General features: G+C 69.0%; 21 protein-coding genes and 1 pseudogene. 8 read left to right on the plus strand and 14 right to left on the minus strand.

Going from position 1 to position 23,335, the window contains the following annotated elements; all coding sequences use genetic code 11:
• Window positions 1-75: 75 nt before the first annotated feature.
• The 5 genes from ftsH to dacB all read right to left on the minus strand — a co-directional run bounded on the left by ftsH (window position 76) and on the right by dacB (window position 7,058).
• On the minus strand, window positions 76-2,115 hold the full coding sequence (ftsH, locus tag LK06_RS13800) for an ATP-dependent zinc metalloprotease FtsH (protein WP_039654246.1): 2,040 nt from the start codon (window positions 2,113-2,115) through the stop codon (window positions 76-78).
• Window positions 2,116-2,309: 194 nt separating this feature from the next.
• Complete coding sequence (hpt, locus tag LK06_RS13805; RefSeq protein ID WP_039654247.1) at window positions 2,310-2,870, minus strand: hypoxanthine phosphoribosyltransferase; 561 nt, start codon at window positions 2,868-2,870, stop codon at window positions 2,310-2,312.
• A 76-nt stretch (window positions 2,871-2,946) separates the two neighbouring features.
• A complete protein-coding gene (tilS, locus tag LK06_RS13810) occupies window positions 2,947-4,044 on the minus strand; it encodes a tRNA lysidine(34) synthetase TilS (RefSeq protein WP_039654248.1) in 1,098 nt (365 codons plus the stop codon).
• 192 nt (window positions 4,045-4,236) lie between these two features.
• Entirely contained in the window at window positions 4,237-5,370 is a 1,134-nt protein-coding gene (locus LK06_RS13815) for a zinc-dependent metalloprotease (protein ID WP_039654249.1), read from the minus strand.
• A gap of 86 nt (window positions 5,371-5,456) precedes the next feature.
• Window positions 5,457-7,058, minus strand: a complete 1,602-nt coding sequence (dacB, locus tag LK06_RS13820; protein ID WP_411572769.1) for a D-alanyl-D-alanine carboxypeptidase/D-alanyl-D-alanine endopeptidase — start codon at window positions 7,056-7,058, stop codon at window positions 5,457-5,459.
• A gap of 79 nt (window positions 7,059-7,137) precedes the next feature.
• Between dacB and LK06_RS13825 the strand changes: the two genes are divergently transcribed.
• Both LK06_RS13825 and LK06_RS13830 read left to right on the plus strand, forming a co-directional pair.
• On the plus strand, window positions 7,138-7,629 hold the full coding sequence (locus tag LK06_RS13825) for an inorganic diphosphatase (RefSeq protein WP_039654304.1): 492 nt from the start codon (window positions 7,138-7,140) through the stop codon (window positions 7,627-7,629).
• Window positions 7,630-7,782: 153 nt separating this feature from the next.
• Entirely contained in the window at window positions 7,783-9,438 is a 1,656-nt protein-coding gene (locus LK06_RS13830) for a threonine/serine exporter family protein (RefSeq protein ID WP_039654251.1), read from the plus strand.
• Between the two features lie 3 nt (window positions 9,439-9,441).
• Here the strand turns inward: LK06_RS13830 and LK06_RS13835 are convergent, their stop codons facing one another.
• On the minus strand, window positions 9,442-10,446 hold the full coding sequence (locus LK06_RS13835; RefSeq protein ID WP_043432718.1) for a DedA family protein: 1,005 nt from the start codon (window positions 10,444-10,446) through the stop codon (window positions 9,442-9,444).
• A 140-nt stretch (window positions 10,447-10,586) separates the two neighbouring features.
• Between LK06_RS13835 and LK06_RS13840 the strand changes: the two genes are divergently transcribed.
• Window positions 10,587-10,952: a YbjQ family protein gene (locus LK06_RS13840; protein ID WP_039654253.1), complete on the plus strand. Its 366-nt coding sequence runs from the start codon at window positions 10,587-10,589 to the stop codon at window positions 10,950-10,952.
• Window positions 10,953-11,051: 99 nt separating this feature from the next.
• Here the strand turns inward: LK06_RS13840 and LK06_RS13845 are convergent, their stop codons facing one another.
• Entirely contained in the window at window positions 11,052-11,828 is a 777-nt protein-coding gene (locus LK06_RS13845; RefSeq protein ID WP_039654254.1) for a MerR family transcriptional regulator, read from the minus strand.
• 145 nt (window positions 11,829-11,973) lie between these two features.
• Here LK06_RS13845 and gad point away from each other — a divergent pair, with 145 nt between their 5' ends.
• Entirely contained in the window at window positions 11,974-13,380 is a 1,407-nt protein-coding gene (gene gad, locus LK06_RS13850) for a glutamate decarboxylase (RefSeq protein WP_039654255.1), read from the plus strand.
• A 202-nt stretch (window positions 13,381-13,582) separates the two neighbouring features.
• On the opposite strand, the gene LK06_RS13855 is transcribed toward gad, so the two are convergent.
• The 5 genes and pseudogenes from LK06_RS13855 to LK06_RS13870 all read right to left on the minus strand — a co-directional run bounded on the left by LK06_RS13855 (window position 13,583) and on the right by LK06_RS13870 (window position 18,118).
• Complete coding sequence (locus LK06_RS13855) at window positions 13,583-14,137, minus strand: DinB family protein (RefSeq protein WP_039654256.1); 555 nt, start codon at window positions 14,135-14,137, stop codon at window positions 13,583-13,585.
• A gap of 155 nt (window positions 14,138-14,292) precedes the next feature.
• The gene (locus LK06_RS34325) at window positions 14,293-15,129 is read right to left on the minus strand and encodes a transposase (RefSeq protein WP_234367407.1); all 837 of its coding nucleotides are present in this window, start codon (window positions 15,127-15,129) and stop codon (window positions 14,293-14,295) included.
• A 250-nt stretch (window positions 15,130-15,379) separates the two neighbouring features.
• A pseudogene (locus LK06_RS34330) lies at window positions 15,380-15,553 on the minus strand (transposase domain-containing protein); the annotation flags it as partial.
• A gap of 210 nt (window positions 15,554-15,763) precedes the next feature.
• On the minus strand, window positions 15,764-17,224 hold the full coding sequence (locus LK06_RS13865) for an aldehyde dehydrogenase family protein (RefSeq protein ID WP_039654257.1): 1,461 nt from the start codon (window positions 17,222-17,224) through the stop codon (window positions 15,764-15,766).
• A 69-nt stretch (window positions 17,225-17,293) separates the two neighbouring features.
• Complete coding sequence (locus tag LK06_RS13870) at window positions 17,294-18,118, minus strand: helix-turn-helix domain-containing protein (RefSeq protein ID WP_052270044.1); 825 nt, start codon at window positions 18,116-18,118, stop codon at window positions 17,294-17,296.
• Window positions 18,119-18,468: 350 nt separating this feature from the next.
• On the opposite strand from LK06_RS13870, the gene LK06_RS13875 reads away from it, so the two are divergent.
• The gene (locus tag LK06_RS13875; RefSeq protein WP_174673869.1) at window positions 18,469-18,966 is read left to right on the plus strand and encodes an ATP-binding protein; all 498 of its coding nucleotides are present in this window, start codon (window positions 18,469-18,471) and stop codon (window positions 18,964-18,966) included.
• Window positions 18,967-19,064: 98 nt separating this feature from the next.
• On the opposite strand, the gene LK06_RS13880 is transcribed toward LK06_RS13875, so the two are convergent.
• Complete coding sequence (locus LK06_RS13880) at window positions 19,065-19,334, minus strand: DUF397 domain-containing protein (protein ID WP_039654260.1); 270 nt, start codon at window positions 19,332-19,334, stop codon at window positions 19,065-19,067.
• A gap of 710 nt (window positions 19,335-20,044) precedes the next feature.
• On the opposite strand from LK06_RS13880, the gene LK06_RS13885 reads away from it, so the two are divergent.
• The gene (locus LK06_RS13885) at window positions 20,045-20,515 is read left to right on the plus strand and encodes a hypothetical protein (RefSeq protein WP_039654261.1); all 471 of its coding nucleotides are present in this window, start codon (window positions 20,045-20,047) and stop codon (window positions 20,513-20,515) included.
• Between the two features lie 144 nt (window positions 20,516-20,659).
• Complete coding sequence (locus tag LK06_RS13890) at window positions 20,660-21,169, plus strand: DUF4232 domain-containing protein (RefSeq protein ID WP_039654305.1); 510 nt, start codon at window positions 20,660-20,662, stop codon at window positions 21,167-21,169.
• Window positions 21,170-21,183: 14 nt separating this feature from the next.
• On the opposite strand, the gene LK06_RS13895 is transcribed toward LK06_RS13890, so the two are convergent.
• The gene (locus LK06_RS13895; RefSeq protein WP_086083325.1) at window positions 21,184-22,317 is read right to left on the minus strand and encodes a DUF2786 domain-containing protein; all 1,134 of its coding nucleotides are present in this window, start codon (window positions 22,315-22,317) and stop codon (window positions 21,184-21,186) included.
• A 217-nt stretch (window positions 22,318-22,534) separates the two neighbouring features.
• Here LK06_RS13895 and LK06_RS13900 point away from each other — a divergent pair, with 217 nt between their 5' ends.
• Complete coding sequence (locus LK06_RS13900) at window positions 22,535-23,305, plus strand: Clp protease N-terminal domain-containing protein (RefSeq protein ID WP_043404284.1); 771 nt, start codon at window positions 22,535-22,537, stop codon at window positions 23,303-23,305.
• The last annotated feature ends 30 nt before the right edge of the window (window positions 23,306-23,335 follow it).

Below are 23,335 nucleotides of genomic sequence, written 5' to 3' on the forward strand. Positions count from 1 at the left end.
TGGAAAATGCCGTGCTCCCCAGAGTAAAACCTGAGGAGGCACGGCATTCTTTCCGGGCCTGTCGACCGAAACCGGTCAGCTTTCTGAGCGGTCCTCCGGGGTCGGGTCCGCCCCGGCGGGGGACTCCACGGCGGTGGACTTGGCCGTGCTGATCGCCGCCGTCGCGCCGTTCGCGCCGTTGGTCAGTGCCAGCTCCTTCGGAGAAAGCACCGGCGGGCGGGTGGACGGCGTACGGCGGGAGGAGCCGGTCCAGGCGGGACGCGGCGGACGCTTGACGATCGGCGCGAAGACCTCGGCGATCTCCTCCTTGCCCAGCGTCTCCTTCTCCAGGAGGGCCAGAACGAGGTTGTCGAGCACATCGCGGTTCTCGACCAGGATCTCCCAGGCTTCGTTGTGCGCCGTCTCGATGAGCTTCTTGACCTCCTCGTCGACCAGCGCGGCGACCTCTTCGGAGTAGTCGCGCTGGTGAGCCATCTCACGGCCGAGGAAGGGCTCGCTGTTGTCGCCGCCGAACTTGATCGCGCCGAGTCGCTCGGTCATGCCGTACTGGGTGACCATCGCGCGGGCCAGGTTGGTGGCCTTCTCGATGTCGTTGGCGGCGCCGGTGGTCGGGTCGTGGAAGACCAGTTCCTCCGCTGCCCGGCCGCCCAGCATGTAGGCGAGCTGGTCGAGCATCTCGTTGCGCGTGGTCGAGTACTTGTCCTCGTCGGGCAGGACCATCGTGTAGCCGAGCGCACGACCGCGGGACAGGATGGTGATCTTGTGGACCGGGTCGGAGTTGGGCGAGGCCGCCGCGACCAGGGCGTGACCGCCCTCGTGGTACGCGGTGATCTTCTTCTCCTTGTCCGACATGATCCGGGTCCGCTTCTGCGGGCCCGCGACCACACGGTCGATCGCCTCGTCCAACGCCTTGTTGTCGATCAGCTTCTGGTCGCTGCGGGCCGTGAGCAGCGCGGCCTCGTTCAGGACATTGGCGAGGTCGGCGCCGGTCATGCCGGGGGTGCGGCGGGCGACGGCGGCCAGGTCGACGTCGGGCTGGACCGGCTTGCCCTTCTGGTGGACCTTGAGGATCTCCAGACGGCCCTGCAGGTCCGGCGGGTCCACCGCGATCTGGCGGTCGAAGCGGCCGGGGCGCAGGAGGGCCGGGTCGAGGATGTCCGGGCGGTTGGTAGCGGCGATCAGGATGACACCGCCCTTGACGTCGAAGCCGTCCATCTCGACGAGCAGCTGGTTGAGGGTCTGCTCGCGCTCGTCGTGACCACCGCCGAGGCCGGCGCCGCGGTGACGGCCGACCGCGTCGATCTCGTCGACGAAGACGATCGCCGGGGCGTTCGCCTTGGCCTGCTCGAACAGGTCACGGACTCGGGAGGCGCCGACACCGACGAACATCTCGACGAAGTCGGAACCCGAGATCGAGTAGAACGGGACGCCCGCCTCGCCTGCGACGGCGCGCGCGAGGAGCGTCTTTCCCGTACCCGGGCGGCCGTAGAGGAGCACACCCTTGGGGATCTTGGCGCCGACCGCCTGGAACTTGGCCGGCTCCTGGAGGAATTCCTTGATCTCGTGGAGTTCTTCGACGGCCTCGTCGCAGCCGGCGACGTCGGAGAAGGTCGTCTTCGGCGTGTCCTTGGTGATGAGCTTGGCCTTGGACTTGCCGAAGTTCATCACCCGGGAGCCGCCGCCCTGCATCTGGTTCATCAGAAACAGGAACACGACCACGATCAGGACGAAGGGCAGCAGGGAGAGCAGGACCCCGAGGAACGGGTTCTGCTTGGACGGCGAAACCGTGTAACCGTCCGGGATCTGCTTGTTCTGGTACTTGTCCTGCAGCGTGCCGGCAATGGTCGCGCCCTGGGTGTCGATGTAGCTCGCCTGGATCTTCGAGCTGCCGTCGACTTTGTAGCCGTTCTTGAGCGTGACCTTGATGCTTTGTTCGTCACCGGTGGTGAGCTTGGCCGACTCGACCTTGTTGTCGTTGATCGCCGCCACGACCTGGCCGGTGTCCACCGTCTTGTAGCCGCCGGACGAGCCGACGACCTGCATCAACACGACCACGGCAAGGACGGCCAGCACGATCCACATGACCGGCCCACGGAAGTATCGCTTCACGTCCATCCATACGGAGCGGTGCCGCCCCGTCCCTCCTGCCATAGTGAGTTTGATTAGACAGTTCTTCTGACGGTACCCCAGCGTGGTTGCCCGAAGCCGCACGAAGACGTTTCGACGGCTGGGAAACCCGTCTCTGCATCTTCAACGGCACGGAACCCGCCGGGGTTCCCGATCGTCCTACCGGGCTTGGGCCGACTGGCTCAGCCGCCGTAGACGTGAGGCGCGAGCGTACCCACGAACGGCAGATTGCGGTACTTCTCCGCGTAGTCGAGGCCGTAGCCGACGACGAACTCGTTCGGGATGTCGAAGCCGACCCACTCCACGTCGATGGCCACCTTGGCGGCGTCCGGCTTGCGCAGCAGCGTGCACACGCGCAGGGAGGCGGGCTCGCGGGAGCCGAGGTTGTTGATCAACCAGGACAGGGTCAGCCCGGAGTCGATGATGTCCTCGACGATCAGGACGTCCCTGCCCTTGATGTCGGTGTCGAGGTCCTTGAGGATGCGGACCACACCGGAGGACTGGGTGCCCGCACCGTAGGAGGACACGGCCATCCAGTCCATGGTGACGGGGGTGGACAACGCCCGGGCGAGGTCCGCCATGACCATCACGGCGCCCTTGAGCACACCGACGATGAGCAGGTCCTTGCCCGCGTACTCCGCGTCGATCTTCGCGGCCAGCTCGGCCAGCTTCGCGTCGATCTCTTCCTTGGTGATGAGCACCTGCTGGAGGTCGGCACCCATGTCTTTCGCGTCCACCCGCATCACTTTCGGTCGTCCCGCACTTACGGCCTCCGGCTGCCCGGGCCGGCCGCCGGAGGTCGCTCCGGGGGGTCGGGATTCAGCCTTGCCGAATCACCAGTCTGCCACCCTGTCGCTGGGCGACGACTTTGCCCGGGAGGTTGATGGCTCCCTGACCGCGCCAGCCGGTGATCAGACGGTCGACTTCCTCGATGTGCCGGGCGAACAGTGAACCGGCCGGGGCACCGGCCTCGATGGCGGCCCGGCGCAGGACCCGGCGGCGTACGGCGGGCGGCAGGGCGTAGAGCTTGGCGCACTCCAACAGGCCCGCGGCGTCGCGTACCGAGGCCTCGGCCTGGCCGGCCCAGGCGTCGAGGGCGTCGGCGTCGTCGCGGGAGAGCTGGGCCGTGCGGGCGAGGGCCTCGACGACGCCCTTGCCAAGGGCCTTCTCCAGGGCGGGCAGGCCTTCTTGCCGGAGCCGGGAGCGGGTGTAGGCGGGATCGATGTTGTGCGGGTCGTCCCAGACGGACAGGGACTGGACCAGGCAGGCCTTGCGTGCGGTCTGCCGATCGAGCTGCAGGAAGGGGCGCCGGTATCGGCCGCCGGCCCCCGAGACCGCGGCCATTCCGGACAGGGAGCGGATACCGGAGCCGCGTGCGAGGCCCAGCAGGACGGTTTCGGCCTGGTCGTCGCGGGTGTGGCCGAGCAGGATCGCGGCGGCGCCGTGACGTTCGGCCACGGCGTCGAGAGCGGCGTAGCGGGCGTCGCGGGCCGCGGCCTCAGGGCCGCCACCGCGCCCGACGGTCACCGCGACGGACTCCACCGGATCGAGTCCGAGTTCACGCAGTCGCAGGACGACCTCGTCCGCGCGGAGGTCGGAACCGGGCTGAAGGCCGTGGTCGACGGTGACGCCGCCGGCCCGGACGCCGAGCTTGGGGGCCTCGAAGGCGAGGGCGGAGGCCAGCGCCATGGAGTCGGCACCGCCCGAGCACGCAACGAGCACGAGCGGGGACACGAGCGGGGAGGGGAGCCGCTCGGCTGTCTGGCCCGGGCGCCCCCCGGATGTGTGCCGCCCCGGGCGTGCGCCGGAGATCCGCTCGTGCGGGCGTGCACCGGAGGTCTGGTGGTGGTTCAGGACGTCGTGGAGGACGCGGCGGACCGCCAGGCGTATCGCCGCGACCGCAGGATGGGGACCCATGTCCGGTTCCCTTCATGAAGTGTTCGGGGGTGAGCCCGAAGTTCGGTCACTCTGAGTGTGTAGATGGTGACAGAAGCGGGCCGTTCCCCGAGCATTGCACGCCTACGTATGGCTCACGGTCCCTCGGACGGGTGATTGGAGGGGCGTTCGACTGCCGTCGGCCGGTTTCGTTTCACGACTTCTGCGGCCCCTTCACGAGTCGGCCTTGCGGTGCACCCGCGCGACCCAGTCCGCCGGTTTGGCGATCTCCACCTTGGTGGGCAGGGTATTGGGGGAGGTCCACACTCGGTTGAAGCCGTCGACGCCGACCTCGTCGACGACGGCCCGGACGAAGCGTTCGCCGTCCCGGTACTGCTTCAGTTTGGCGTCCAGACCGAGCAGCTTCCGCAGGGCGAGGTCGAGGCGGGAGGCGCCCTTGGCACGGCGCTGCTGGAACTTCTCGCGGATCTCGGAGACGGTCGGTACGACGCTCGGGCCCACTCCGTCCATGACGTAGTCGGCGTGGCCCTCCAGCAGGGACATCACCGCGGTGAGGCGGCCGAGGATCTCGCGCTGGACGGGGGTCTGCACCAGCTCCACGAAGGAGCGTCCACCGTCCTCCTCCTCGCCCTCGGGGCGACCGCCGGCGAGGGACTGGGCGGCTTCCCGGACACGCTCCAGGAAGGTCATCGGGTCCACGTCGGTCTCCGCCAGAAACGACTGGATTTCACCCTCCAGGTGGTCGCGCAGCCAGGGCACGGCCGTGAACTGGGTGCGGTGGGTCTCCTCGTGCAGACACACCCACAGGCGGAAGTCGTGCGGGTCCACGTCGAGCTCGCGCTCGACGTGCACGACGTTCGGCGCGACGAGCAGCAGCCGGCCGCCGCCGTTCTCGCCGGCGGGGAGGTCGCGGGTGGCCGGGGCGAAGGTCTCGTACTGGCCGAGGACGCGGGAGGACAGGAACGACAGCAGCATGCCGAGTTCGACGCCGGTGACCTTGCCGCCCACGGCACCGAGGACGGCGCTGCCCGGGTTGTCGCCGCGTCGCGCCTGCATCTTCTCCAGCAGGGGCCTGAGGATCTCCCGGAACCCAGCGACGTTGGCACGCACCCAGCCGGGGCGGTCGACCACGAGGACGGGGGTGTCGTGGGTCTCCTCGGTGCCCATGCGAGTGAAGCCCCGGACGTGCTCCTCCGAGGCCTTCGCGTGCCGCCGCAACTCCGCGACGACGGTTCTGGCCTCATCACGGGTGACGTCGGGGCCCGGTCGTACGAGCCGTGTCGCGGTTGCCACCGCGAGGTTCCAGTCGACCATCCCGGGAGATGCGGTGCCACCGAAGCTCGTCATGCTGTCAACCGTACGTGAGCGATCCCCTTCGGGGCAGGCCACGGCATCGGCCGGGGCACGGTCTCCGGTGGACCCCGGCGGGGTGCCTACCGGCAGCCGCAGCCCGCCAGCGCCGTAGCGGTCCGGTCCAGAGCCGACTGGGCCTCGAAGGGGTTGGTGGTGTCCGAGGCCAGGAACGCGAAAGCGAGCAGCCGGCCGTCGCTGTCGACCACTGTGCCCGCCAGGGTGTTCACGCCGGTCAGGGTCCCCGTCTTGGCCCGCACGACACCGGCCGCGCCGTCGGTGTAGCGGTGGGCCAGAGTGCCGGTGAAGCCCGCCACCGGCAGGCCGGTGAGGACGGGGCGGAGGCCGGGGCGGTGTGGGTCGCCGGCCTTGGCCAGAAGGGCGGTGAGGAGGTCCGCCGTCACCTTGTCGGCGCGGTTGAGGCCGCTGCCGTCGTGGAAAGAGGCGCCGGACATCGGCATGCCGAGTTTCCTGAGCTGGGTGGCGATCGCCTTGGCACCACCGCTGAAGCTCGCGGGTTCGCCGCTCGCCAGTGCCGTCTGGCGGGCCAGGGCCTCCGCGATGTCGTTGTCGCTGTGCGTCAGCATGCGCTCGATCAGGGCGGACAGCGGGGGCGAGGAGACGGTGGCAAGGATCTCGGCGCGGGTGGTGGCCTTGGAGGGGCCGGGGGAAGTGGTCTTGATGCCGGCGCCCTGGAGGAAGGCCGCGAACTTGCCGGCCGCGGACGCGGCCGGGTCCGTCACGCGGGTGGCCGGGCCGCTGGTGGAATCGTCGGTGCGCCCCTCGTCGGCGGTCAGGGCGCTCACCCGAGCGAGGTTTTCGTTGACGCCGATGGGGTGCAGCGCGGGGCCGGAGAAGAGGGTCGTGTCGTAGGAGAGCGTCACCTGGTCGATGCCGCGCTTGTGGAGGACCTCCGCGGTTCGCGTGGCGAGGGTGCGCAGGCTCGCCCAGTCGCCCGCATCCTGGCGGGCGGTGAGCGTGGGGTCGCCGCCGCCGACCAGGACGAGTTCCCCGGTGTCGGGTTCGAGCGCGGCGCGGGTGGTGAAGCGGTGGTCGGCGCCGAGCGCGGACAGGGCGGCGACGGCGGTGGCGAGTTTGGTGGTGGAGGCCGGGGTGAGGGGCTCGTCGGGATCGGCGCCGTACAGGCGCTTGCCGGTGCTCACGTCCACGACCACCGCGGCATGGCTGCCCCCCAGCGCGGAGACGTCCAGGAGGGGCCCCAGGACGTCCGAGAAGGGCTTTCCGCCCGGTGCGGCCTTCCTGGTGCCGACAACGTCCGAGGCGCCGCCCAGACCCACCAGGACGGGCGCGGCGCTCGGCGCGGGTCGCGGCGCCCCCGCCTGAACGGCGGAACTGCCGTGATCTGCGCCACCTGGCTGCTCCAGGGCAGCGGCCCGGTCCCGCTCGGCCGTACGCTGACCGTCGGCGTCCCAGGGACCGGCCACGGTCACCACGCCGACGGCCAGTGCCAGGCCGACGGTTGCGGCGCCCGCGGTGTACTGCCAGGTCCGGACGGTCCGCGAACGGGGGAGGTGCAAAGGCCGGGGGCGCAGGCCCCTCCTCAGTCGTGCAACCTGCGGCTTCGCGGCCGTCGCCGCCCGCGCCAGCCGCGGTCGTACGGCGTTCGCGAGCCGCACCACCTGCGGTCTCGCGGCTCGCCAAGGCCTCAGCTCTGGCACTACCACCAGCCCCTTTCGCGATCACACACCTGCGTGAGGGACACTTAACCACCAGAACTATGTGCTGATCATGGAGGAGCCACCGGTGGAGTTCGACGTCACGATCGAGATTCCGAAGGGTTCGCGGAACAAGTACGAGGTGGACCACGAGACCGGTCGGATCCGCCTGGACCGTCGTCTCTTCACCTCGACCGCCTACCCGACTGACTACGGCTTCGTCGAGAACACCCTCGGCGAGGACGGTGACCCGCTGGACGCGCTGGTCATCCTGGACGAACCGACCTTCCCGGGCTGCCTCATCCGCTGCCGTGCGATCGGCATGTTCCGCATGACGGACGAAGCCGGCGGCGACGACAAGCTGCTGTGCGTTCCGGCCACCGACCCGCGCGTCGAGCACCTGCGTGACATCCACCACGTGTCGGAGTTCGACCGCCTGGAGATCCAGCACTTCTTCGAGGTGTACAAGGACCTGGAGCCCGGCAAGTCCGTCGAGGGCGCCGACTGGGTCGGCCGCTCCGACGCGGAGGCCGAGATCGAGCGATCCTACAAGCGCTTCAAGGACCAGGGCGGCCACTGACCGGCCGGTTCGTTCCGCAAAGGGCCGCGGCACCCTGCTGGTGCCGCGGCCCTTTGCGTGCCTGCGTGCGCCCGCCCCGCACGCGTGCATGCGTTCAGCTGCGCGCGCGCATACTGAGGCCTACGGAAGGTGTCGTTCAGGGAGCGGTGCGAGGTGTCGGAGGCGGAGGACCGCAAGCCCCGGTCGGACGAGGCGCGGTACGACCCGGAGATCACGTCGGAGTTCGCCGTTCCCGAAGGCCTGGACGCCCCCAGAGCACCCGCCGAACCAGAGACGATCTCCGAGTTCGCCGTGCCGGAGGGACTGGTGGCGCCACAGTCGTCGGGCGCCGAGCCGGAGGGATCGGCGTTCAGCGCGCCGAGCACTTACGGCGCCGGGCCGGCCCCCACCGCGTTCACGCCGGCCACCGGAGTGCCGCTGGTCGGGCTGATCGGGGACGCTCCCTGGCAGGACCGGATGCGCACGATGCTGCGGATGCCGGTGACCGAGCGGCCGGCACCGGAACCGGTGCAGCGCGCGGAGGAGGGCGGTCCGGCCGTCCCGCGCGTGCTCGACCTGACCCTGCGCATCGGCGAGCTGCTCCTGGCGGGCGGTGAGGGAGCCGAGGACGTGGAGGCCGCGATGTTCGCGGTGTGCCGGTCCTACGGCCTGGACCGCTGCGAGCCCACCGTCACCTTCACCCTGCTGTCCATCTCGCACCAGCCCTCCCTGGTGGAGGACCCGGTGACGGCGTCCCGGACGGTGCGGCGGCGGATCACCGACTACACGCGTCTGGCAGCCGTGTTCCAGCTGGTGGACGACCTGACTGACCCGGAGACCCATGTCTCACTGGAGGAGGCCTACCGGCGCCTGGCGGAGATCCGCCGCAACCGGCACCCCTACCCCAGTTGGGCGCTGACCCTGGCCAGTGGTCTGCTGGCCGGGACCGCGTCGGTGCTGGTCGGTGGTGGTGCACTGGTGTTCGTCGCAGCGGCGTTCGGCGCGATGCTCGGGGACCGGCTGGCCTGGCTGTGCGCGGGACGCGGGCTGCCGGAGTTCTACCAGTTCACCGTGGCCGCGATGCCGCCCGCGGCGATCGGGGTCGCGCTCACGCTGGCACACGTCGACGTGAAGGCCTCCGCCGTGATCACCGGTGGGCTGTTCGCGCTGCTGCCCGGGCGAGCGCTGGTGGCAGGCGTACAGGACGGCCTGACGGGTTTCTACATCACCGCCTCCGCCCGCCTGCTGGAGGTCATGTACTTCTTCGTCGGCATCGTCGCCGGCGTGCTGGTCGTCCTGTACTTCGGCGTGAAGGTCGGCGGAAAGCTGAACCCGGACGCGACGCTCAGCATCACCGGACGGCCCCTGATCCAGATCGCGGCCTCCATGCTGCTGTCACTGACCTTCGCGGTGCTGCTGCAGCAGGAGCGGTCCACAGTGCTCTGGGTGACCCTCAACGGGGGCGTGGCGTGGTCCGTGTACGGCGCGATGCACTATGCCGGGAACATCTCGCCGGTGGCCTCGACGGCTGTGGCCGCGGGGCTCGTGGGCCTGTTCGGGCAGCTGCTGTCGCGGTACCGCTTCGCATCGGCGCTGCCGTACACGACGGCGGCGGTCGGTCCGCTGCTGCCCGGTTCGGCGACCTACTTCGGGCTGCTGTCGATCGCGCAGAACGAGGTGGACAAGGGTCTGGTGTCGCTGGCGAAGGCGGCTTCCCTGGCGCTGGCCATCGCCATTGGGGTCAATCTGGGGTCGGAGATCTCCCGGCTGTTCCTGCGGGTCGGTTCCGCCGGGAAGCGGAGGGCTGCCAAGAGGACCCGGGGGTTCTGACCCTCACTGGTTGCGAGGGTCATAGGGGTACTGCTGCTGGCCGTACTGCTGCTCCGGGTACTGGGGCTGCTGGAACTGGGGGTGCTGGAACTGGGGGTGCTGGTACTGGGGGTGCTGGTACTGGGGCTGATCGTAGTACTGATTGTTCCAGTCCTGCTGCTGCGGCTGCTGATCCTGCTGCTCGTACCGCTGGCCGTACTGCTCCTCGGGCTCGATGCGGCGCAGGCGGGTCGTGGCGTCGTCCAAGACCGGGGGCTGCTGCTGGTACTGGTACTGAGGGTGGGACTGCTGGTACTGGGACTGCTGGAACTGGGGGTGGGGCTGGGGCTGCTGGTACTGGGACTGCTGCGAGGACGGCGGCTCGGTGGGGTCGGTCCGCTCGGCCTTGCTGTTCTTGCCACGGGCCCGGAGGAACTCGATCGCGATCGGGACCACCGAAACGAGGATGATCAGCATGAGGATCGACTCGATGTGCTTCTTGACGAAGTCGATGTTGCCGAGCCAGGAGCCGAGCAGGGTGACGCCCGCGCCCCACAGCACGCCACCCATGACGTTGAAGGTCAGGAACGGGCGGTACCGCATACCACTCACGCCGACGACGATCGGCGTGAACGTGCGCACGATCGGGACGAAGCGGGCCAGGACCAAGGACTTCGGCCCGTACTTCTCGAAGAACTCATGCGCCTTGGTGACGTTCTCCTGTTTGAACAGGCGTGAGTCCGGCCGGTTGAACAGGGACGGTCCGACCTTTCTACCGAACATGAAACCCGCCTGGTCGCCCAGGACCGCGGCCAGGCAGATCAGCGCGATGGCGGCCCACAGCGGGAAGTCCAGCTGCTTCGACGTGATCAGCAGACCGCAGGTGAACAGCAGCGAGTCGCCCGGTAGGAAGAACCCGATGAGCAGGCCGGACTCGGCGAAGACGACGAGCAGCAGACCCCAGATGCCGTAGGTGTCAAGCAGATAGTTGGGGTCCAGCCAGCTCGGGCCGAGGGCGAGTGTCGTCACGAGTCCGGCTCCTGGGAGGGTGAAGGGAACTTCGGCGGCCGTGTGGGGCCGTACAAAGCTACCAACGCGAGGTGGCCACCACAGGTTCCACCGGTGCCTCCAGGATGCACTGTGGGCCGACTCGGAGAAAGCTGTGCCCCATGGGACTCGATGAGTACGGCGGTGGCCAGGAACCCGCGTCGGATGTGCTGGTCGTGACGACGAACGACGTACCCGGGTACCGGGTGCAGGAGGTGCTCGGCGAGGTCTTCGGGCTGACCGTGCGCTCCCGGCACCTCGGGAGCCAGATCGGCGCCGGGCTGAAGTCGATGATCGGCGGCGAGCTGAAGGGGCTCACCAAGACGCTCGTGCAGACCCGCAACCAGGCCATGGAACGCCTGGTGGCACAGGCACGCGCACGCGGGGCCAACGGGGTACTCATGTTCCGCTTCGACGTGGCGGAGGCCGCGGACGTCGGCACCGAGGTGTGCGCCTACGGCACGGCGGTGGTGCTGGCCCGGGAGTGACCCCGTCCGCCCCGGGCCGGGACCGGCCTCCCGCGGCAACCGATCCCGCGGTGCGACCCGTCCCGACCACTCGTGCAGGACGACCCGCCGCTTGGCGGCTCAGGCGGTGCGACGGTCGGCGTTGATGAGGATCGCGTCACGCAGGTGCTCGGCGAGCCCGGGCCGCATGGCGTCGTAGTACGCCGTGAAGCGCTCGTCGGAGACGTACATCTCCCCGAGGCACCGGTGCATCTCGTACGGGCACTCGTAGAACCACCTGCTGATGTGCTGCCGGTGTTCCTCGGCCAAGTCCGTGGCGGCCTCGCTGCCCGCCGGCTCACCCGCGGCCACCAGCGCGACGTACCGCTCGTTCCAGGCGTCGCTCTCGGCCTTGATGCGCTTCCAGTCCTCCTTGGAGTAGCGGGTGGTACGGCGCTGGGACTCGGTCCACGCCTCGGTGTCCCCCCACCGCTGCTCCGCCTCCTCGGCATATTCCTCGTTGAAGGGGTCCTGGTCCCCGAAGACCTCGAAACGCTCCTCGGGCGTGAGGTTGATTCCCATCTTGCGTGCCTCCATGGCGTGCTCCACGGCCGCGGCCATCTTCTGCAGCTTCTCGATCCGGGCGGTCAACAGTTCGTGCTGGCGGCGCAGGTGCGCGCTCGGGTCACCTCTGCCGGTCTCCAAGTCGTCGAGCAGGACCGCGACCTCGTCGAGCGGAAAGCCGAGCTCCCGATAGAACAGGATCTGCTGGAGCCGGTCGAGGTCGGCGTCGTTGTAGCGCCGGTGCCCGGCGTACGTGCGCTCGCCGGGCACGAGCAGGCCGATCTCGTCGTAGTGGTGCAGGGTACGCACCGTGACCCCGGCAAACCCCGCGACCTGTCCCACGGAGTAGCTCACTTTTCCGCTCCTTCGGTCGGTACGCCCCCACGTTGCGGCCTCACGCCACGTGAGGTGCAAGTCCGGGTCATTCCCGGGGCAAATCGGGGTCGTTCCGGATGTTGGGCCGCCGTCGTCCGCTTATGGTGGCCGAGAGGAGGTCCCCATGGCCCTGCACAAAGGTCCCGCGAAGCACGAAGAGCGGACGATGTCGGTCAACCCGTTCTTCGGCGAGGCCAACCCCGTCGGCGGCATGACCGAGGCCCCGCCCACACACCGACTGCCCGATGCCCCGCTGCCCCCGTCCACGGCCTACCAGTTGGTCCACGACGAGCTGATGCTCGACGGCAACTCCCGGTTGAACCTGGCCACCTTCGTCACCACCTGGATGGAGCCGGAGGCCGCGGTGCTGATGGCGGAGTGCCGGGACAAGAACATGATCGACAAGGACGAGTACCCGCGCACGGCCGAGCTGGAACGTCGCTGTGTGGCGATGCTCGCCGATCTGTGGAACGCGCCGGACCCGTCGGCGGCGGTGGGCTGTTCGACGACCGGATCGAGCGAGGCGTGCATGCTCGCCGGAATGGCGCTGAAGCGCCGCTGGGCGACTCGGAACGCTGACCGGTACCCGGGCGCGCGGCCCAACCTGGTCATGGGGATCAACGTCCAGGTGTGCTGGGAGAAGTTCTGCAACTTCTGGGAGGTGGAAGCCCGGCAGGTCCCGATGGAGGGCGACCGCTACCACCTGGCCCCCGAGGCAGCCGCCGAGCTGTGTGACGAGAACACCATCGGGGTCGTCGGCGTCCTCGGCTCGACCTTCGACGGCTCCTACGAGCCGATCGCGGCGCTGTGCGCGGCACTGGACGACCTCCAGGAGCGCACCGGGCTGGACATCCCGGTGCATGTGGACGGAGCGTCCGGCGCCATGGTGGCGCCCTTCCTGGACGAAGATCTGGTGTGGGACTTCCGTCTCCCCCGCGTGGCCTCGATCAACACCTCCGGACACAAGTACGGGCTGGTGTACCCGGGGGTCGGCTGGGCCCTGTGGCGGGACAGGGAGGCGCTGCCCGAGGAGTTGGTCTTCCGGGTCAACTACCTGGGCGGCGAGATGCCCACCTTCGCGCTGAACTTCTCCCGCCCCGGCGCCCAGGTCGTGGCGCAGTACTACTCGTTCCTGCGGCTGGGCCGCGGAGGTTACCGGGCGGTGCAGCAGTCGACGCGGAACGTGGCACGCTCGCTCGCCGAACGGATCGAGGCGCTCGGCGACTTCCGGCTCCTCACCCGCGGGGACGAACTGCCGGTATTCGCGCTCACCACGGCCGACGACGTCAAGGCCTTCGACGTCTACGACGTCTCCCGGCGGCTACGCGAGCACGGCTGGCTGGTGCCTGCGTACACCTTCCCGGCCAACCGTGAGGACCTGTCGGTGTTGCGGGTCGTGTGCCGCAACGGCTTCTCGCACGACCTGGCCGACCTGTTCATCGACGACCTGTCCCGGCTGCTGCCGGAGCTGCGTCAGCAGCAAGGACCGCTGACCGGGGACAGGGCGACGGAGACCGGCTTCCACCACTAGGAGAATCCGGCCAGTGGTCGTTCCCGGGGTGCCACTCGGTCATTCCCGGGGTGCCGCTGACCCATCGCGAAGGGGTTCTCCCGGTCCGGTCATCGCCGCACACGCCCGTGAACGGTTGGCCCTTCCCCCTGAACGGCCACGCGCCCACCGCCGGGTCACCGGTCAGCCCCTGCGGCCCGGCCGTGGCCGGGCCCGTTCAGCCCTAGCCCTGCCCTTGCTGCCCCTCCCGTTCCAGGGCCACCAGCTCGAAGGCGGTCCTCCCGTCCAGGGACTCACGGATGATGTCGGCGTGGCCGGCGTGCCGGGCCGTCTCCCGGATCAGGTGCAGGCACAACCAGCGCAACGACACCCGGCCCTGAGGCGGGAACCACGGGTCGGGCGGCAGGGGGAAGGTGTCGTCCAGGGTGGCCACGGACCGGATGAACTTCTCCGTCTCGGCGGCGACCTCTTCCCAGTACGCCAGCTGCGATGCGACCGTTTCGTCGTCGGCGAGCCGGAAGCACTCGCTCCAGTTCGACTGGTCGCGTTGCACGGCCGGCGGCTCCTGTTTCGCACGGGCCACCCAGCCCTGCTCGGTCTCGGCAACGTGCTTGAGCAACCCGCCCAGGGACAGCTCACTGGCGCTGGGACGGGAGCGAGCCTGCTCCTCCGTCAAGCCGAGCACCGCCCGGCGGATGCCACCACGCTGTTCCTCCAGGAACGACAACAGCGCCCCGCGCTCATCGCCCTGCGCCTCCGTCGGCACGTGAGTGACCATGGCCTACCGCCTTTCGTCGGGTCGGTTCGCCGGGGTCCGTTTCCCCGGCACCGATGACGTTACGGGCTATTGCGGTCAGGTTCTGTCCGCAATAGCCCGGCCCTCCCGCACAGGGCTAGATCCAATGCCGTGTAGTTAGCGCTGGGTGTGCATCGTCAAGGGGTGCGGGTGGTCAGGATGTCGATGCTGATGGTGCCCTTGTAGCTGGTCCTGTCGATGGTGCCTCGGGCGTTGTACTTCGAGATGGCCCGTTTGACGACGCGTGGCCGGGTGCGGATGCGCCGGTCGGGCATGAGGTCGGCCAGGACCCGGCGGCCGATGATGCCGACGAGGTCGACGGCCGTGTCCTTGAAGACGCCTGCGGCTTGGACCAGCAGGTCGCGGGCGGTGTTCAGGGCGATGGAGAAGCTGGCCCGGTCGGGGTCGGTGTCCGGGCGGATGCCGGTGGCATCCGCCATGGCCAGTCGCAGGACCTGGTAGGTGACCAGCAGTGCGAAGACTTCCTGCGCGACGCCGGCAGGGGTTTGGGCGCGAAGGACCCGACCGCCCAGGATGGTGGACTTGATCTCCAGGTAGGAGGTCTCGACCTCCCATCGCTCGTGGTAGAGCCTGATCAGCTCGGCGGCGGGGTGCGTCTGGGAGTCGGTCAGGGTTGTGACGAGACGGTAGGTGGCGGTGCGGCGTCCCTGGGAGGTGCTGACGGTGATCTCGCAGTCGACGACGCGGACCGCAACGGCGCCGAGCCTGGACAGGTAGGAGCCGTCAGGGAAACGCTGCAGGACCGGCAGCCTGCGGTGTTCTTTCACGCGGACCAGGACGTGCGCGCCCGTCCCGGTGATCGCCTCAACCAGTGCCTGGACGGCGAAGTTCCGATCCAGCAGAACGATCATGCCCTCGCGCAGGCTGCGGACCAGGCTCGGTGCATAGAACGTCTCCCCGTTCGCGGTCGGCCCGAACACCGCGTCCAGGACGGTACGGGTGCCGCAGGACACCAGAACCAGCAGACGGAGCGAAGGGGTATCCCACCCCGCCGTTGTTGCAGCGGTGCCTGATGAACTCGGCCTGGTTCGCCGGGCTGTCGGGCACAGCCACCAGCGTGCCGTCGACAGCGCAGACGAGCAGGCCCCGCCACCACGCTCCCACGGTGCCGATCCCGGCGGCCGGTCCCCGCAGCAGGTCGAGCAAGCAGCGCAGCGGCCCGGTCCCGACCCGCCTGCGGGCCTGCGCCAGCGCGCCGGCCGTCGGAGTTGCTGTCTGCAGTCCTTCCAGACCTGCCGTCAGCCGCTGCCACACCTGCTGCCAGCCGATCCCGGGGAACAGGACCCCGGCCAGCAGCAGATACACCACCACACGAGAAGGAAGGTCGCGTATCCGCTGCTGTGTCCTGCCGGTCTCGGACAACACCTCGTCGACCATCTCGAACGGGACGATCCGCGTTAACTCGCCCAGATGGCCAGGGGCGAACGGCCCCGCGGCAACCGCTACCTCATGAGAAATGACAGACTTGGCGTCCAATGGAGCTCCTGCTGAACAGTGATCTTGGTCGACACGGTTCTAGCAGGAGCTCCATCTCTGCTTCAGGCACCTTGACACAACAGCTCAGCGCCTAACTACACGGCATTGGGGCTAGAACGGGAATCCGCTGCGGCCGTGTTGCACCGAGATCCACTTGATCGTGGTGAATGCCTCCAGCGTCGTCTCACCATTCAGCCGGCCGATGCCGGAGTGCTTCTCGCCGCCGAAGGGCACCAGCGGCTCATCGTGGACGGTGCCGTCGTTCACGTGGAACATGCCGGTGTCGATCTGCTTGGCGAAGGCGACACCCCGCTCGACGTCACCCGTGTGGACGGCGCCGCTGAGGCCGTACGGGGTGTCGTTGACGATGCGGACCGCCTCCTCCTCTCCGTCGAACGGGATGAGGAAGACGACCGGACCGAAGACCTCTTGCTGGAGCAGCGCGGAGCCGGCGGGGACGTCGGTCAGGACACTGGGTTCGACCAGGTTGTTGGCCGTGGCGCCGCGTACCAGGGCCGTGGCGCCCTCGGCGAGCGCCTGTTCGACGGTGCCCGAGATCGCGTTCGCTTGCGCGGAGTTGATCACTGGGCCGATGACGGTCTGCGGGTCACGCGGGTCTCCGACCTTGAGGGTCCGGACCTTGGCGACGAACTTCTCGGTGAATTCGTCGGCGACGGAGCGGTCCACGAGGACCCGGTTGGCGGCCATGCAGACCTGCCCCTGGTGGACGAACCGGCTGAAGACCGCCGCGTCCACCGCGTAGTCGACGTCGGCGTCGTCCAGGACCACCAGTGCGCTGTTGCCCCCGAGTTCGAGTACGGAGCGCTTGAAGTTCGCGGCGCAGACGGTGGCGACGTGCCGTCCGACCTTGTCGGAACCCGTGAACGAGATGACCTTGGGTACGGGATGCTCGATGAACGCGTCACCGATCTCGGCGATGTCGGTGACGACGACGTTGAGCAGACCACCAGGCAGCCCGGCGTCCTCGAAGATCCTGGCCAGCAGGGTGCCGCCGGCGATCGGGGTGTTCTGGTGCGGCTTGAGAACCACGCCGTTGCCGAGTGCGAGGGCCGGTGCCACCGACTTCAACGACAGCAGGAAGGGGAAGTTGAACGGGCTGATCACGCCCACGACCCCGGCCGGCACTCGGTAGACGCGGTTCTCCTTGCCGTCGGCCGGGGAGGGCAGGATCTTGCCCTCGGGGCGCAGCGCGAGGTGGATGGACTCGCGCAGGAACTCCTTGGCGAGGTGCAGCTCGAAGCCGGCCTTCACGCGTGTGCCGCCCAGTTCCGCGATGATCAGGTCGGCTATCTCCTGCTCGCGGTCCTCTATCAGCCTGAGCGCCCGCTCGAAGACCGCGCGCCGGGTGTAGGGGTTGGTCTCGGCCCACTTCTTCTGCGCGCGGGCAGCGGCCCGGTAGGCCTGGTCCACCTCGTCGACCGTGGCCACCGTGATCGAGGCCAGCTTCTCGTCGTCGTAAGGGTTGAAGTCGATCACGTCCCAGGAGCCGGTGCCCGGGCGCCACTCGCCGTCGATGTACTGCTGGGCCAGGTCGGTGAAGTAGGACGCCATGTGATCCCTCAATCGCTAGCGGACACCAGAGTTACGCCAGATCTGATCACATGTCATCGTACTTGCGTTTCAAGAGAGTTGAAGGAGCCCTCGAAGCAGGTCCCGGCTCTCGACGGGCCCTGGGCTGTCCTGCTGCAGCTCCTTCAGTGCCTGTTCGTACTGTGCGACGTCCTCGCCCTTGTCCAGGTAGAGGGCACTGGTCAGTTGCTCCAGGTAGACCACGTCGGACAGGTCGGACTCGGGGAAACTGAGGATGGTGAAGGCGCCGCTCTCGCCGGAGTGCCCGCCGAAGCTGAACGGCATGATCTGCAGCCGCACGTTGGGCAGCTCGGAGACGTCGATCAGGTGCTGCAGCTGACCGCGCATCACTTCGCGGTCACCGTAGGGGCGGCGCAGCGCGGCCTCGTCCAGGACGATGTGGAACTCCGGGGCGCTGTCGGAGTGCAGGCACTTCTGCCGCTCCAGGCGCAGTGCCACCCGCCGGTCGACGTCGGCGGCGCTCGCCCCCTTCATGCCGCGCCGGACCACTGCGCGGGCGTACTCCTCGGTCTGGAGCAGGCCGTGCACGAACTGGACCTCGTAGGCGCGGATCAGGGAGGCGGCTCCCTCCAGCCCCACATAGGTGGGGAACCAGGTAGGCAGGACATCCGTGTAACTGTGCCACCAACCCGCCACGTTGGCCTCCCTGGCGAGGGAGAGGAGCGACTCGCGCTCGGCATCGTCGGTGATGCCGTACAGCGTCAGCAGGTCCTCCACGTCCCTGGTCTTGAAGCTCACCCGGCCCAGCTCCATCCGGCTGATCTTCGACTCGGACGCGCGGATCGAGTACCCCGCCGCTTCACGCGTGATCCCCCGCGCTTCACGCAGTCGCCTGAGTTGCGAGCCGAGCAGCATCCGCCGCACCACCGATCCGGGCTCTCCCGCGCTCACGTTCGCCAGCCTCCCCAACCGTCTCCAGGGGCCGCAGTCTGCCACTAAAACACTTCGAGCAGTACTCGTGCGGTTACGGAAACGGAAAGAGCTCGGCCGTTTCTGCCTCCTCCAAGCCAGGAAAAGGTCGGGACCACTGGCGACAACCGCCCTTGAGGGGACGGAAAAAATAGCCATGAAGCGGTATGGTCACGCTCATTTCCGTCACGTGCACGTGCATCTGCCCTTGCATCTGCCCTTCGCTTCCGAAACCATGGTGCCGCGCCACCGCTATATCGCATCGCAACGACCGCGGATTCCCGGGAGTGCCTCGCATGGGAACGAATGGATCGACCATGCTCAAGCCGTTACGGCAGGGCCTTCCGCCACTGGACCCCGCAACCGCATCCGATGCCGCTTCCTGCGCCCTACCCGCCCGTTACGAGGCGGTGCGAGAGGCCCGGCGCTTCACCCGCCGCTCCCTCGACCAGTGGGACGCCAGCGACCGCTTCGACGACATATGCCTCGTCGTCTCCGAGCTCGTCACCAACGCACTGCGCCACGCACTGCCACCCGATCAGTGCCACGCCGCCGAACCCGGCCCGCCCGTACGGCTGCACCTGGTGCACTGGTCCGATCGGTTGGTCTGCGCGGTGCGCGATCCGAGTCACGAGACACCGGTCCCGGGCGACTCGGACGACTTCTCCGCCGAGTCGGGCCGCGGGCTGTTCCTGGTCGAATCGTTCGCCGACAGCTGGGGTTGGCACCCGCTCGCGGGCCCGCTCAACGGCAAGATCGTCTGGGCCCTGTTCGGGCTCGGACCGGCCGACTGATCCGGCCGGCGGTGGATTCACGCCCGACTTCTACGCGCGTCACCCCACACCGAGGAACCCCGGCGTCGTTTCCGCCGGGCCCACCCCAACCGGGTCGGTCAACTCACTATCAGGTGGTCGAACTCGCCATCCTTGACCCCGAGGAGCATGGCCTCGATCTCCGCACGCGTGTAGACGAGTGCCGGTCCGTCTGGGAACCGCGAGTTGCGTACGGCAACATCGCCACCCGGCAGCCGCGCGAACTCCACGCAGGAACCTTGCGAGTTGCTGTGCCGGCTCTTCTGCCAGGCCACCCCGTCCAGCTGAGTGGCAGCCATGCCGTTGTACACGTCATACCCCCCGTAAACGCCGTCAACGTCGCGGTCCACAGGTCGCTCCCCGGTGGTGCACTGGCTCGTGTAGCCATGGATGCTCTGGTCAACTGACCCGGATCATAACTCCGTTCCCGTGCACTTGCATGAGCAGATGCACGTGCACGCCGAGTGTTCTCGCAATTACAGCTTTGACGTGCGCTTTACCCGAACTGTTCCAGCGTCTGCCCCGGAGCAGGCAGGACATGCACCTTCCCATCCCTCATCCATGATCTTGCACGACGTCAGCCGAGCCGGGGCGCCCGGGGCGCCCCTTTCGCGCACCGGGAAAAGACGCGTACCGGCGGTCTTCTCGTTCCAGGGGCCGAAGATGATGGTCCGGTGCAGGGATTGTCCTGATCCGCGTCCGACCGCCGCAGGGACAGAATCCACTCAAAGTCGTAGGCCAGGACCCACACCTCCACGACACCGGACACACCAGAATCCGGCCGCGGGACGGAGGTCATCTGATACCGATGGCCGACCTCCGGACGGAACCGTTCATACGGACGCAGTCGGTCCTGCACACCCCGGCAAACGGACGCGGGGAAGGCCCACCTGCCGGAGGGGAAAGGGTCCCACCGCGGGAAGGGATTCTGGTCGGAGACAGGAAGTCCTGCCGTACCTGCTGGTAACTTGCTGGGAGCCGTCCAGTTGGGGGCGGCCGGCCGCGACAGCTTGGGGGCTTCCCGGTGACTCCTGCGACTGCGAGAGTACGGAGCGCCGCCGTGGCCACCGGGCTGCTGGCAGGTGCGTTGGCGCTGACTGCGTGCAGCGGCGGCGGCTCGGCCGACCGCTCCTCGACCACGCCGAGCGCGGACACAACCCCAGCGTCTACGTCTGCGCCGACTCCGGCCACCGGCTCCCCGACCGTGTCCGGCGAGTCCGCCACACTCCAGGGCAGCTGGGTCACCGCGTCCGGCGACAAGGTCGTGGCCCTGGTGATCACCGGGCAGGACGCCGGGGCCTTCGCAACCGGCGGAACGGTGTGCAGTGGGACGGTCGGTACCGAGGCCGGCGCACCGACGATCCATCTGACCTGTACCGGCGGCAGCAAGGACCGGGCTTCCGGCAGGGTCGAATCGGTGAGCGAAAAGGTCCTGAAGGTGACCTGGTCGGGCAAGCTCGGCCAGGAGACCTACACCAAGGTCGAGGGCGGCAAGCTGCCCTCCGGACTGCCCAACCCCCTGAAGGGATGATGCTGCGGCAGCGACGCGGCGGCGCCCGGCTCAGCGACGTGGAAAAGCGCCCGAAACAGTGATTCGACGGGGGCGCCGGAACGGTGCCGGAGCCTGGAGGCCATGATGCAGGGACACCGTCACGATCTCGATGGGGACCTGCTCATGCGCGTCATTCCGCTCACCGTCACCGCCCTCGCCGCCGCTCTGCTGCTCACCGCCTGCGACGGCGGCGGAGGTGTGAGCGGCGGCAGTTCGGCCTGCAGAATCGGCGGGGTCTCCGTACAGATCGGGTCGGCGAGCGTGGCCCCGGCCGCCGGGGATACCGGGGAGGTTCCCGTCAGCCTCACCAACCAGAGCACCCCCTGCACCCTGGACGGCTTCCCCGGCGTGACCCTGGAGGCCGGCGGCGTGGCGCACGAGGTGCCGGTCCTCAAGGGGGCCAAGGCCCAGAAGCTGAAGCTCGCCAAGGGTGACTCGGCGTCCTTCACCATCGGCTACGTGCGCGGCGAGGCGGGCGACAAGAGCCACCTGGCGGCGAAGTCGGTGAAGATCAAGCTGCCCGGCTCCGCCACCACCCGCAGTTTCCCGTGGTCGTACGGCCCGGTGGCCCTTTCGAGCACGGGCGACGCACCCAACGCCTCCGTCAGCGCCTTCCAGCGGGTCGGGGACTGAGGTGGCACCGGGCCTCACGGCAGCCGTGGCCGGCCCTCGACCCGGGCCCGGTCGGCCGCCGCAGTGCCCTCCGTCCAACCCGCCGCGTCGCTCACGCCGCGCAGCCGGGTCGTGCTGGTCTCGGGGAACATGCGTTCCACCCGGTCGGTAACGGCCATGGCGCGCGTGGCCAGCACGGGCAGCAGATCCCGGGTGACCTGGGTCTCGGTGACGGCCGCAAGCCTGTCGCCGACCCGGTGGGCGTAGGCGGCGAGAAACGACTGCCGGAAGGTCTTCGTCCGTCTGCGCCCGCCTGCTCTCTGGACGGCCTCCGCCTTGGTCAGTGCATGCATGGCCTGCACCAGCAGTGAGACGTAGAGCAGTTCCACCGCCTCCAGATCCGCCTCGAAGCCGACGACCGTGGAGAAACCCAGCGGTTCGTTCCACACCGCACGGCAGTGGTTGGCGGTGGCCACGGCGTCCAGCAGGACCGCCTTGGGCTGTTCGTACGGCGACTCGACCCCGATCCGACAGGCACGGGGCGCATCCGGGACGGGTGCTTGGGCGGCGAGCAGTGCCTCGTCGACGCTGTGTCGTGCGATGAGTTCCTGCGCCTTCGCGCTGAGCGCCTCCGCCTCCTCGGGGTACCCGGTCGCCTCCGCCTTGGCCAGCAGCGCGCGGATGCGGGTGAGCATGCGGGAGGCGGCCGGACCGGGGGTACCGCGCATCTCCTCCTCAAGGGGTTCCAGGGCGGGAAGCCTCAGCAACAGGCGGTACAGCTCCAGGACGGTGGTGGCATGCGAGAAGCGGTCGACCTCGCGGGCGGGTTCTTGCGGAAGGGACTCCAGCTGGGCGGCCCAGCGGCGCCCACGCGGGCGGTCCCGCCCGGCCTGCGCCCGGATCAGCGCGACAGCCAGGCGGACGTGCTTCTCGGCCAGCTCGCGCCGCACCAGCCGTATGACATCAGCGGGCTGCCAGCCGCGCTGCCAGGCCGCGGTCACGAACTCCTCGCCCCGCCGCGTGACTTCGGCGTCCGCCGCACGATCGGTGGCGAGCAGGGACGCGCCGGTGTCGAGGCCGGTGTCGGTGTCGTCGTAGAGGGCGGCGCGGAAGGCCCGCTCGACGGTACTGGCAGTGCTGGTCACATCGTCGATCGTGCCACGGCCCACCGACGACCTCCCTCGGCCGTCCACAACCTGTGGACGACCGACGCTCCGGCGCGGGCCGCACCGCGGCCGGCCCCGGAGTGGACGCCCACGCCGCTCAGCCACCGGAGGCGCATTCCAGGGCCAGGGCCAGGGCCTCGGAGCGGAGCAGGGAGCGTCGCCCCCTCACGCCTGTCAACCATTGGTTGACGGGCGTGAGGGGGCAACCTACGGTTGACACATGGCGACCAATCCGAACGTCACAGCATCCGTGCGCCTCGACGACCTCATCGGGGCCATCAAGAAGGTTCACTCCGAACCCCTCGCACAGCTCCAGGACGCGGTGCTCGCGGCCGACCACCTAGGGGATGTGGCCGACCACCTCATCGGTCACTTCGTCGACCAGGCCCGCCGCTCGGGGGCGTCCTGGACCGAGATCGGCAAGAGCATGGGCGTGACCCGGCAAGCGGCACAGAAGCGGTTCGTGCCCAAGGAGTCCGCCGGCCTCGACCCCGCCCAGGGCTTCAGCCGCTACACCCCCCGGGCCCGGAACGCGGTCATGGCCGCGCACCACGAGGCGGTAGCCGCCCACAATCCCGAGGGCCGTCCCGAACACCTCGTCCTCGGGCTGCTCACCGAGCCGGGGGGCCTCGCCGCGGCGGCCGTCACCGCCCAGGGCGTCCCGCTGGACTCGGTGCGGCAGGCTGCGTCCGCCGCGCTCCCGCCCGCCGCGGACGAGGTGCCCGAGTTGATCCCGTACGGCCCCGAGGCCAAGAAGGTCCTGGAACTCACGTTCCGCGAGGCCCTGCGCCTCGGCCACGACTACATCGGCACCGAGCACATCCTGCTGGCGCTGCTGGAGCAGGAGAACGGCCACGGGGTGCTCAACGGCCTCGGCATCACCAAGGCGGCCACCGAGGAGTACGTCGGCAACGTACTGGCGGCGCTGCTGGAGCAGCAGAAGGCGGCAGTCGACACCACAACGGCGGGCCCCGCCCGCCCCGAAGGATGAAACCGCAGGCCCAAGGGTTGCCAGCCCGTT

The sequence above is a fragment of the Streptomyces pluripotens genome (genome assembly GCF_000802245.2).
GTDB classification, from domain to species: domain Bacteria; phylum Actinomycetota; class Actinomycetes; order Streptomycetales; family Streptomycetaceae; genus Streptomyces; species Streptomyces pluripotens.